8 protein-coding genes are annotated in these 10,733 nt (G+C 67.8%); 5 read left to right on the forward strand and 3 right to left on the reverse strand.

Features of this window, described 5'->3' with window-relative positions:
* Positions 1–126 precede the first annotated feature (126 nt).
* Both guaA and galE read right to left on the reverse strand, forming a co-directional pair.
* Positions 127–1,707, reverse strand: coding sequence for a glutamine-hydrolyzing GMP synthase (gene guaA, locus ABZ717_RS27655; RefSeq protein ID WP_358515894.1), 1,581 nt, complete (start codon positions 1,705–1,707; stop codon positions 127–129).
* A gap of 102 nt (positions 1,708–1,809) precedes the next feature.
* On the reverse strand, positions 1,810–2,823 hold the full coding sequence (galE, locus tag ABZ717_RS27660; RefSeq protein WP_358515897.1) for a UDP-glucose 4-epimerase GalE: 1,014 nt from the start codon (positions 2,821–2,823) through the stop codon (positions 1,810–1,812).
* 118 nt (positions 2,824–2,941) lie between these two features.
* Here galE and ABZ717_RS27665 point away from each other — a divergent pair, with 118 nt between their 5' ends.
* The 5 genes from ABZ717_RS27665 (at position 2,942) to ABZ717_RS27685 (ending at position 7,355) form a co-directional block, all read left to right on the forward strand.
* Complete coding sequence (locus ABZ717_RS27665; RefSeq protein ID WP_358515900.1) at positions 2,942–4,162, forward strand: histidine kinase; 1,221 nt, start codon at positions 2,942–2,944, stop codon at positions 4,160–4,162.
* Entirely contained in the window at positions 4,159–4,854 is a 696-nt protein-coding gene (locus tag ABZ717_RS27670) for a response regulator transcription factor (RefSeq protein WP_358515903.1), read from the forward strand. Before ABZ717_RS27665 ends, ABZ717_RS27670 begins: the two co-directional genes overlap by 4 nt.
* A gap of 97 nt (positions 4,855–4,951) precedes the next feature.
* Positions 4,952–5,851, forward strand: coding sequence for an ABC transporter ATP-binding protein (locus tag ABZ717_RS27675; protein WP_358515906.1), 900 nt, complete (start codon positions 4,952–4,954; stop codon positions 5,849–5,851).
* Positions 5,851–6,612: an ABC transporter permease gene (locus ABZ717_RS27680; RefSeq protein ID WP_358515915.1), complete on the forward strand. Its 762-nt coding sequence runs from the start codon at positions 5,851–5,853 to the stop codon at positions 6,610–6,612. Before ABZ717_RS27675 ends, ABZ717_RS27680 begins: the two co-directional genes overlap by 1 nt.
* Positions 6,609–7,355 carry an ABC transporter permease gene (locus ABZ717_RS27685; protein WP_358515909.1) on the forward strand — a complete coding sequence of 249 codons (747 nt, stop codon included), beginning with the start codon at positions 6,609–6,611 and terminating at the stop codon, positions 7,353–7,355. The genes ABZ717_RS27680 and ABZ717_RS27685 overlap by 4 nt, the downstream gene beginning before the upstream one ends.
* A gap of 977 nt (positions 7,356–8,332) precedes the next feature.
* Here ABZ717_RS27685 and ABZ717_RS27690 read toward each other — a convergent pair.
* Positions 8,333–9,697: a DUF222 domain-containing protein gene (locus tag ABZ717_RS27690; RefSeq protein WP_358515912.1), complete on the reverse strand. Its 1,365-nt coding sequence runs from the start codon at positions 9,695–9,697 to the stop codon at positions 8,333–8,335.
* Between the last annotated feature and the right edge of the window lie 1,036 nt (positions 9,698–10,733).

Raw genomic sequence — 10,733 nt, forward strand, 5'->3', positions numbered from 1 at the left:
AATGCGTTGAGTCTATTATAGCATTTTAAATAAGGTTATAAAAGGGAAAATACAGGGTTGCCAAAGGTTTATAAACCTTTGCCGGCGCACACGCGCCGGACCCCGCCCTCGTTCCACCGGGGAGTCCTACTCCCACTCGATCGTGCCCGGGGGCTTGCTGGTCACGTCCAGCGTCACCCGGTTGATCTCACGGACCTCGTTGGTGATCCGGTTGGAGATCAGGGCCAGCACGTCGTAGGGAACCCGCGACCAGTCCGCGGTCATGGCGTCCTCGCTGCTGACGGGGCGCAGCACGACCGGGTGACCGTAGGTGCGGCCGTCACCCTGCACACCCACCGAACGCACGTCGGCGAGCAGCACCACCGGGCACTGCCAGATGTCGCGGTCCAGCCCGGCGCGGGTGAGCTCCTCCCGGGCGATGGCGTCGGCCTCGCGCAGGATCTCCAGCCTCTCGCGCGTCACCTCGCCGATGATGCGGATGCCCAGGCCGGGGCCGGGGAAGGGCTGGCGCCACACCATCTCGGAGGGCAGGCCCAGCTCCTCGCCGACCCGACGGACCTCGTCCTTGAAGAGCTCGCGCAGCGGCTCCACCAGGGTGAACTGCAGGTCCTCGGGAAGGCCGCCGACGTTGTGGTGCGACTTGATGTTGGCGGTACCGGAACCGCCGCCGGACTCCACCACGTCCGGGTAGAGGGTGCCCTGTACCAGGAACTCGACCTCGGAGCCGCCCTCGCCGCTCTCGTCGACGACCTCACGGGCCGCCTGCTCGAACACGCGGATGAACTCGCGGCCGATGATCTTGCGCTTCTCCTCGGGGTCGGTCACCCCGGACAGCGCGGTGAGGAACCGCTCCTCGGCGTCGACCACCTTGAGCTTGGCGCCGGTGATCGCCACGAAGTCCTTCTCGACCTGCTCGGACTCGCCCTTGCGGAGCAGACCGTGGTCGACGAACACGCAGGTGAGCTGGTCACCCACGGCGCGCTGGACCAACGCGCCGGCCACGGCGGAGTCCACGCCACCGCTGAGGGCGCAGATGACTCGCTTGTCGCCGATCTGGGCGCGGATGCTCTCCAGCTGTTCCTCGACGATGTTCACCATCGTCCAGGTGGGACGGCAGCCGGCCCCCTCGTACAGGAAACGGCGCAGCACCTCCTGGCCGTGCTCGGTGTGCATGACCTCGGGGTGGAACTGGACGCCGAACAGGCGGCGCTCGGTGTCCTCGAAGGCCGCGACCGGGGCGCCCGCGGTACCGGCGATGCTCTTGAAGCCGTCGGGGGCCTGGACCACGGAGTCACCGTGCGACATCCACACGTTCAGCTCCGAGGGCATCCCCTCGAACAGCACCGAGTCGGCCGTGGTCGACATCCGGGTGCGGCCGAACTCACTCAGGTCGGTCCGGTCGACGACCCCGCCCAGGGCACGCGTCATCGCCTGGAAGCCGTAGCAGATACCGAAGGTCGGGACCCCAGTCTCGAACAGCTCGGCCCCCACGTTCGGGGCTCCCTCGGCGTACACCGAGGACGGGCCGCCGGAGAGGATGATGGCCTTGGGTTTCTTGGCGAGCATCTCCTCGACCGGCATGGTCGAGGGCACGATCTCGCTGTGCACGTGACACTCGCGGACCCGTCGCGCGATCAGCTGCGCGTACTGCGCACCGAAGTCGACGACGAGGACGGTGTCGAACGTGCTGTCAGCAGCAACGGACACGACGGAGGACCTTCCGCAGAAAAATCGGGATGTCCGTCCAGTCTAGGGCGTTGGCCATGTTCGGGGCGCCCGCTCGGGTATGCGAACCGGCACGCTCCGGGCTCAGCCCGAGAAACCGTTCGGGTTGGCCGACTGCCAGCGCCAGGCGTCCTCACAGGCGTCGGCGACGGACTTCTGCGCCTTCCAGCCCAGTTCGCTCGCGGCCGCGGCGGGATCGGCGTAACAGACGGCGATGTCGCCCGGTCGGCGGCCGACCACCTCGTACGGGATGGTGTCACCGGTCGCGCGTTCGAAGGCGCGCAGGCTCTCCAGGACCGAGGTCCCGTGCCCGGTGCCGAGGTTGTAGATCCGGTGCCCGGGGGCGTCGGCCAGGTGGTCGACGGCGGCCAGGTGCCCGGCGGCCAGGTCCACCACGTGCAGGTAGTCGCGCACCCCGGTGCCGTCGGGGGTGTCGTAGTCGTCGCCGTAGACGCTCAGCTTCTCCCGACGCCCGGCGGCGACCTGGGCGATGTAGGGGAAGAGGTTGTTCGGGATGCCCTGGGGGTCCTCGCCGATCAGGCCGCTGGGGTGCGCGCCGATCGGGTTGAAGTAGCGCAGGGAGATGATCCGCCAGTCGGATTCGGCGGTGGCCAGGTCGTCGAGGATGCGCTCGGCGAACAGCTTGGTGCTGCCGTAGGGGTTGGTGGTGGACAGGCCGGCGTCCTCGGTGATGGGCACCCGCTCCGGGTCCCCATAGACCGTGGCCGAGGAGCTCAGGACCAGGTCACGGACCCCGGCGTCCCGCATGGTCTCGCAGAGGGTGAGCAGCGCGTCCAAGTTGTTGCGGTAGTAGCGCAAGGGCTGGCGGACGGACTCGCCCACGGCCTTGAGCCCCGCCAGATGGATGACCGCGTCGACGTCGTGCCGATCGAAGATCGCCCGCATCGCCTCGGGGTCGGCGCAGTCGGCCCGGTGGAAGGTGAGGGCGCGACCGGTGATCCGCTCCACCCGACGCAGCGACTCCTCGTGGCTGTTGACCAGGGAGTCGACCACCACCACGTCGTGGCCCGCCTCCAGGAGTGCGACGGCGGTGTGGGAGCCGATGTACCCGGCGCCACCGGTGAGCAGGACGTTCATCGATCCATCCCCTGGAAGTGAGGGTGCTGCTGACCCCTCCAGGATAGGCAATGCCCCGACCACGGTTCGTACCGTGGCATGAGGACCTTCGTCGCGGCGCTCTGTAGCGTGTGGAACCATGTCCGCCCCGTCCCCGCGTTCGTTCGCCGCCCGCGCGAAGTCCTGGTCACTCGCGCACGTGTTCTTCATGGACGTGCTCTGGGCCCTGCTCTGGTTCGTCCTGATGGTGGCGACCTGGCCACTGGCGTCGGCCTCGCCCACGGACTCCGCCGCCTACCTCGCCCTGACGGTGGGGTGCTGCGCGACGTTGAGCGCGCGCCGGGTCCGCCCACTGACCGCCTTGGCGGTACTGGCGGCACTGTTGGCGGTCCAGGTGCTCTGGATGGAGCACTTCACCACCCTGTCGGTGATCTGCGTGCTGGTCGCCACCTACACCTCGCAGACGGAGTTGTCGGCGTGGTGGCGTCGCGTGGTCCTGGTCCTACTGCTCCTGGGCACGGCCGTGGCGGTCCTGTTCATCCCTGACCTGATCTACACGGAGGACCTCGGGGTCAGGATCACCTCCTTGCTGTCCGCCTGGACGACCCTGCTGTTGTTCGCCCTACTCGGCACCGTGCGCAGGCACAACAGGGAGGAGGTCGACCGGCTCCGAGAGCACGCCCGGTTACTACGGGCCAAACGCGAACAGGAACTGAGGTTGGCCGCCCTGGGCGAGCGCACCCGCATCGCCCGGGAGATGCACGACGTCCTCGCGCACTCCCTGAACGTCATCGTCGCCCAGGCCGATGGCGGCCGCTACGCCGCGCGATCGTCCCCGGAGGCGGCGGTGACCGCGTTGGAGACGATCGGTCGAGTGGGTCGGGAATCCGCCGGCGAACTGCACAGACTGCTGGGGGTACTGCGGGAGGATCGAGAACGCGAGGTCTCCCCCATGCCCGGTCTGGGCGAGCTGCCCGTCCTGGTGGAGGAGTACCGGCGGACGGGTCTACGCGTCCGTCTGGCACAAAACGACCCACCCTCGCGCGAGGAGGCGTCCCCGCCCGCCAGCGTGGGCCTGACGGTCTACCGCCTCGTCCAACAGTCACTGGCCAACGCCCTCGAACACGCCGGCCAGGTCGCCGTGACGGTCCACCTCACCCGCTCGCCCGGGCTGATCGTGGTCACCGTGACCAACCCGATCGGTCCCGAGTCGCACGAACCCGGTGAAAGGGACGGAGGGCATGGTCTGATCGGTATGCGAGAAAGGATCGCCCTGCACGGCGGCGACTTGGAGGTCGGATGGAACGAGGGCACCGACGTCTGGCGGGTCCGTGCGAGCGTTCCCTGGGAGGAGACGTGATCCGGATCGGGCTGGCCGACGACCAGCGGCTCTTCACCGCCGGGATGGCCATGGTCATCGACTCCCAGCCCGACATGGTCGTGGCCTGGCAGGCCGGTGACGGGGCCGAGGCCGTCGAACTCCAACGCGCGGACCCGGTGGACCTGGTGCTGATGGACGTCCAAATGCCGGGGACGGACGGGCTCAGCGCCACCCGGACACTGGTGGACGCGGGCGCGCGATGTCGGATCGTGGTGCTCACCACCTTCGACACCGACGAGTACGTGATCGAGGGCATCGAGGCCGGCGCGACCGGGTTCCTGCTCAAGAACACTCCCCCGGAGGAACTCCTGGAGGCGCTGCGCACCGTACATCGGGGCGACTCGGTGGTCTCGGCGAGCTCCACCCGAAGGTTGCTCCAGCACGTGCGTCCACTATTGAGCGGCGGATCGGGGCCGTCGGCCCCTCCCGTACGGGAGACCCGAAGGGCCCTGGAGTCGCTGACCCCGCGGGAGCGCGAGGTCCTCACCGCGGTGGCGCGCGGGTACACGAACACCGAGATCTGCGAGCTGTTGGTGTTGTCCATGCCCACGGTCAAGACCCACGTGGGCAACGTGCTGGCCAAGACCGGCTCCCGGGACCGGGTCCAGTCGGTGCTGTTCGCCTTCCGCTCCGGGTTGGTGGACCGCGAGGACCTGCTCCGCGACGCCTAGGTCCTGCCTCAGACCTTGGTATGAGCCCTTTCTCGGTACCGCGATCCGATGCGCCGCGCGGGTTCGACGGTGGAGTCTCCTCGGTGGAAGGAGCCTCATGAATCACGTCATCACCACAGAGGGACTGACCAAGACCTACGGGTCGCGCACGGTCGTGGACTCCCTGGACCTGCGCGTACCCGAGGGGTGCGTCTACGGATTCCTCGGCCCCAACGGGTCGGGCAAATCCACCACGATGAAGATGCTGCTGTCGTTGGTGCGCCCCAGCCGGGGCGAGATCAGCGTCCTGGGCCGCCCCATGGACCGGCGTACCCGGCACGAACTCTCCCCCTTGATCGGTTCCCTCATCGAGTCCCCGCCGGGATACGGGCATCTGACCGGCCGGGAGAACATGGCGATCGTCCGCAAGATGCTCGGACTCACCGACGACCAGGTGGAACGCGCCGTGGCCACCGTGCGCCTACGCGACCACATGGACAAACCCGTCCGCGCCTACTCGCTCGGTATGAAGCAACGGCTGGGCATCGCCATGGCCCTGGCCCGAGAACCCCGCCTGCTCGTCCTCGACGAACCCACCAACGGGCTGGACCCGGCCGGGATCGAGGAGATCCGTGACCTCTTGACCTCCCTGGCCGGAGAGGGCGTCACCGTGATGGTCTCCAGCCACCTGTTGGACGAGGTCGACCGGATGGCGTCGGTCCTGGGGATCCTCGGCCGAGGACGATTGATCTTCCAGGGCACCCGGGCGGAACTGTTCGACCGCAGTACACCGGATCTGATCCTGCGGACCCCCGACCCCGAACGCGTCCTGGCCCTGGGGTTGCCCGCCGTGCGCACCCACGAAGGGCTACGCCTGACCGGGGTGAGCGACGACGACACCGCCGACCTCGTGCGGCGACTGGTCCACCACGACGTCCCCGTCCACGGCCTCCATCGGGTGCGCCGCTCCCTGGAGGAGGTCTTCATGGACCTGACCGGGCGGGAGGGACTCTCGTGATGCGGATGGCGGTGGGCCTGGAGGTCCACAAGACACGCGGTCTGCGTGTGTGGGTGTTGTGCCTGGTGATGGTGGTCGCCGTCGTCGCCCTGTCGGGGATGAACCTCTTCTCCGAGAGCGCCCGCGAGGGGTTCGCCGATCCGACCGCGCAACCCTGGGAGTCCCTGCTTCTGAACCAGGTGATGATCTCGGCGATGACCTCACCTGTCCTGGTCGCGGTGCTCGCCGGACGCCAGGTGGACATCGAGCACCAGGGCCAGGGGTGGTTCCTCGCCCGGGTGTCCGGCCTGGGGCCGGGACTGTTGTGCCGGGCCAAGGCTGTCGTCCTGGGTCTGGCCCTGACACTCACGGTCGTGGCGCAGTGCGTGCTGATCCTCCTCGCGGGGCTTGTCGTCGGGATCGAGGTCGCTCCCCCGATCGCCCTGTGGGCGCGCTACGGGCTCTTCCTGCTGCTGGTGAACCTGGCGCTGCTGGGCCTGCACCTGTGGCTGGCCGCCCGGGTGGACAACCAGCTCGTGGGGCTCGGGGTGGGGCTGCTGGGGGCGTTCTACGCGGTCTACGCCCTGCTGATGCCCACGTGGGTGGCCTACGTACTGCCCTGGGGCTACTACGCGGCGATCTCGCCGGTGGCGATGGCCAACGACCAATTGATCGAGGCGGCGCCCATCCCCTGGGCCTTCGCCCTGTTCCTGTGCGCCGCGGCGGCCCTGTTCCTCGGGGCGTGCCGGTACTTGGACCGAGCCGAAGGAGGTCCCGCGTGATCGTCGCCGAACTCACCAAACTGCGCCGCTCGGCCCTGTGGGTCGTCGCAGTCGTGCTGCCTGTGCTCGCGGTCACCGCGGGGACCATCAACTACGCCGCCAACCAGGGGGTGCTGTCCGCCGGGTGGGAGTCCTACTGGTCCCAGGTGGTGTTGTTCTACGGCCTCTTCTTCATGTCGATGGGGGTGGCCGTGCTGGCCTCGGCCGCTTGGCGGATGGAGCACCGAGGGCACAACTGGAACCTGCTGATGGCCACTCCCGCGCGCCCCGGGGCGATCGTGGGCGCCAAGATCACCTCACTCACCATCGTCGTGGCGGCCATGCAACTGGTCCTGCTGACCCTGGTGATCGGAATCGGGATGTTCGTGCTCGACCTGGAGGGCGCACCACCATGGGAGTACGCGGTCATCGCACTGCTCGGGGTGGTCGCGGCCCTGCCCGTGGTGGCCGCACAATCGCTGCTGTCGATGTCGTTCCGTTCGTTCACCGCACCCGTGGCCGTGGGGCTGCTGGGATGCGCGATCGGGACCGGGCTGCTCTACAGCGGCCAGGGCGGTGTGGTGTCCCACCTGTTCCCCCACTCTTTGGTCACCTCGGCGCTGTTCCTGGGCAACAGCGCCGTCTCCGACGCGGCGGGGCTCGACCTCGCGGCGATGGGGCCGATCCTGCTCGCCGCCCTGGCACTCACCGGCGGGTTGTGGGCGCTGTCCGCGTATCTGCTGTCCCGGCGGGACCTGCGCTGACCAGACGGGCGTGTTCGGGCGGGCATGTCCGGGCGGGCATGTCCGGGCGGGCATGTCCGAACGAACGCCCTACTCGAACGTCCTCGCTTCCCGTCCACTGGTTTCGTGCTGCCTGGAGGCTGTTTTGGTAGGGCGCCTCAGGCCGTGATCCTGCGGGTGGTTGGGCATTGCTCGGGTGGGTTGGTGGGGCGCCTGGGGGCGGGAGTCTTGGGGTGGTTGGGCGGGGTGGGGGTGGGTTGGTCGGCCGCCTCAGGTTTCTGGCTCTTTGGGGTGATTGGGCGTTGCTCGGGTGGGTTCTCCCTCCTTCCCCGCCGCGTGATTGTTGCCGCCCGCACCGCACGCGTCAAGGCAATGTTGAGTTGCTCGTCAGCGTGGTGGGTGGCCTTGACCCGCACGGCGCGGGCGGCGGTTTGGCGGCTATCGGGGAAGGGGGGAGAGTGGTTGAGGTCCCAACGGCCCTGCGGGCCTTCGGCCCGCTCCGGCCGTAGCCGGCCGGATGCCTTCCCCTCCGCCTGGTCTCCTCGTGGGCCGCGTCGCCACTACGTGACCGGTGAGGTAACGAAGTACCCGCTACAGGTAGGGCGGATGGCGGGCCGCGTCCCCGCGGTAGCCACCTCTGGTGAAGCTCTCTCCCTGATGATCTTGCTCGTAGCGCCATGTTGGGCGCCCAACATGGCGCTACGGACAAGATCATCATGATGGAGAGACAGCACAGGGTTGCACGGGGTTGGTGGTGCCGGTGGGCCGGTACCAGGGGCGGGAGCCAGTACCGGGGGTGGAAGTCGTGCCGACACCCCCGATGGGAGCCACTCCGGCCCCGGAATGTGACTCTGGGTGGGGGCGCGGTGTTTCTGCCCCTGGGCATGCCGATATCCCCACAGGGCACGGGCCCTTGGGGTCTGACACCCAACCGGGGTGGTCGCGGGGTGGTGGCATTTCGCCTGGCGGAAACACGTGGTGGAAGCGGATGGTGGTGGTTAGGGGGCGGTGGCTGGGGCTGGCTCGCCTTCCCCGTCCCTGTCCCCGCTGGTCTCGGTGTCCTGTCGGTTCTGGGCGTGGTGGTGTTCCCAGATCTGCCGGTTCACCTTGGCCTGCAACCGGTGCTTGAGCCGGTTGTGGGTCGAGCACAACACCTGCATGTTCTCGGAGCTGGTCACCCCGCCGTGGGAGAAGGGGACGATGTGGTCGTACTGCGACCAGCTACGCGGCATGTCACAGCCTTCGTGCCACTCGCAGTAGGGCTTCTTGAACCCCGCTGCCTGGCGGACCGGGTCCGGGGCGCACCGCTGCTTACGCCCCACATCCAACAGGGTCCGGCCCTGTTCGTCGGTCACGAACCGGCGCAGCCAACTGTGGGGGGTCAGGCGGGCCACCATCTGGTCGGGGATGACCACACCGTCCTCGGTGACGGCGGGTTCAGCCGTCTCATCGCCCAGGAAGCGTGTGAGGGGGACGGTGATGTTGATGGTCGCCAGAGGTTGGCGGCTCAGACTGGAGCAACCCCGGTGGCCCAGAGCGGTCTCGAAGATGCGCATCATCGCGTCATAGGTGCGCTGATGCTTCGGCATCGCCGCGTTCTCCGGCCCATACGGCTGCGTGTAAGCCTGCAGAGCGGCCTGGATCAGCTCGTTATCGGCCCCCGGCCCCCACATCCGCAACAAAAACCCGGACTCGAACGTGGGCGAGAATTGGGCGCCCCGGTTCTCGAACGTTTCGTCATAGTCCCGGTCGGCCTTATCGGGGTCCAGGCGGGCCACGAACCATTTCGCCGCGTCCCGCAACTGGCGCACCGAAGCCTGCGGGCACTCGGCCTTGAAACCGATCAGCCCGAATTCCAACCGGGACCGAAACCCCTCCACCGAAGGACGCTGGGCACGGAATTCCTCATCCGCCGTTTCCAGGACCTTCGCCCACTCGGTGGTGGCCTTTTCGGTGGAGGTCGCGATCGCGCACGCCTCACCCAGCGACAGGGCCTCGTTCTGGAAGGCTTCTTCCACCAGGGGCAACTGCTGCTGGTACAACGCTCGGGCGAGGGTGGCAAGGCTCTTGGCCTCGGCCGGAGAGGTGCCCCACTGGTGGGTGATCCACGCCTGGATACTGCGCTGGCCGCCCTCTTCCAACAGGGCGCCGGTGGCCTCCATGCGGGCCAGGGCGGGCAGCATCCCATAGCGGATCCGGTCGACTTCCCCATTGAGCCGGCCGAACTGTGCGAGCACATCGGCTTCACACCCGAACGGGATATCCCGGCCGGAGAACTCCACCGCCATCTCCCGCGCACCCGCCATCGCCTTATCGACCGGGGTGTTCCCGGTCGGGCGCGATGCGTGGGGAGGAAAGCTCATACTCTGATTATACGCGAACACACCAGGAAATGGAGGCTTACCGGTGGGTATATTCAACCTATTTCCATGTCGGTGAATGTGCCTATTATAGATGGGGTGGCCATTCTGGGTTATCCACAACCCCTTCCCCTATGACCGGATCCACCTATTACGGAGATGCTCCTAGCGACTTCGATGGAGGGGCTCTGAATGGAAACGATCTTGTCCGTAGCGCCATGTTGGGCGCCCAAATGGGCGCTAGGAGCAAGATCATCGCTGTGAAGACCAGGGCCGGCTACCGCGGGGACGCGCCCGGCCCCGTGCCTCACCTGTAGCGGGGCCTTCGTGACCGGACCCGTCACGTAGTGGCGACGCGCCCCACGAGAAAGCCAGACGGGGGAAGGAATCCGGCCGGCCACGGCCGGAGTGGGCCGCAGGCCCGCAGGGCCGTTGGGACCTCAACCACTCTCCCCCCTTCCCCGATAGCCGCCAAACCGCCGCCCGTGCCGTACGGGTCAAGGCCATCCACCACAGCGTCACAGCACTCAACATTGCCTTGACGCGTGCGGTGCGGGCGGCAACAATCACGCGGCGGGGAAGGAGGGAGAACCCACCCCCACCCCGCCCAACCACCCCAAGGCTCCCGGCCCCAGGCGCCCCACCAACCCACCCGAGCAATGCCCAACCACCCGCAGGATCACGGCCTGAAGCGCCTCACCATCAACCCTGGGCAGCACAAACCCGGCGGAACCAGCGGCTCCCCCAAGATCAATGGGATCACGTAGTCGGAACAGTCCACCAGCCCGAAAACTCAGACCTGTGGATAACCCCCAAGCCCAAACCCCCAGTCGCACCCCCGACCCCGAACCCGACCCCACTCACCCATCCGAGACACTCACGCCCCCAGCAGGATGTTCCCTGTTCAGAGGCACTTGTTAGATTGATCGGATGATCGACCGACTCTTCGTCTACGGAACGCTTGCCCCGGGTAGGCCCAACGAGCATGTCTTGGCGGACGTCCCCGGCGTATGGGAACCGGCGACGGTCCGGGGAGAGC

This window comes from Nocardiopsis sp. NPDC006832, assembly GCF_040635885.1.
GTDB lineage: Bacteria > Actinomycetota > Actinomycetes > Streptosporangiales > Streptosporangiaceae > Nocardiopsis.

Coding starts and splice junctions, on each gene's coding strand:
- galE (WP_358515897.1), bottom strand. CDS start 2,823: ATGAACGTCCTGCTCACCGGTGGCGCCGGGTACATCGGCTCCCACACC.
- ABZ717_RS27665 (WP_358515900.1), top strand. CDS start 2,942: ATGTCCGCCCCGTCCCCGCGTTCGTTCGCCGCCCGCGCGAAGTCCTGG.
- ABZ717_RS27675 (WP_358515906.1), top strand. CDS start 4,952: ATGAATCACGTCATCACCACAGAGGGACTGACCAAGACCTACGGGTCG.
- ABZ717_RS27680 (WP_358515915.1), top strand. CDS start 5,851: ATGCGGATGGCGGTGGGCCTGGAGGTCCACAAGACACGCGGTCTGCGT.
- ABZ717_RS27690 (WP_358515912.1), bottom strand. CDS start 9,697: ATGAGCTTTCCTCCCCACGCATCGCGCCCGACCGGGAACACCCCGGTC.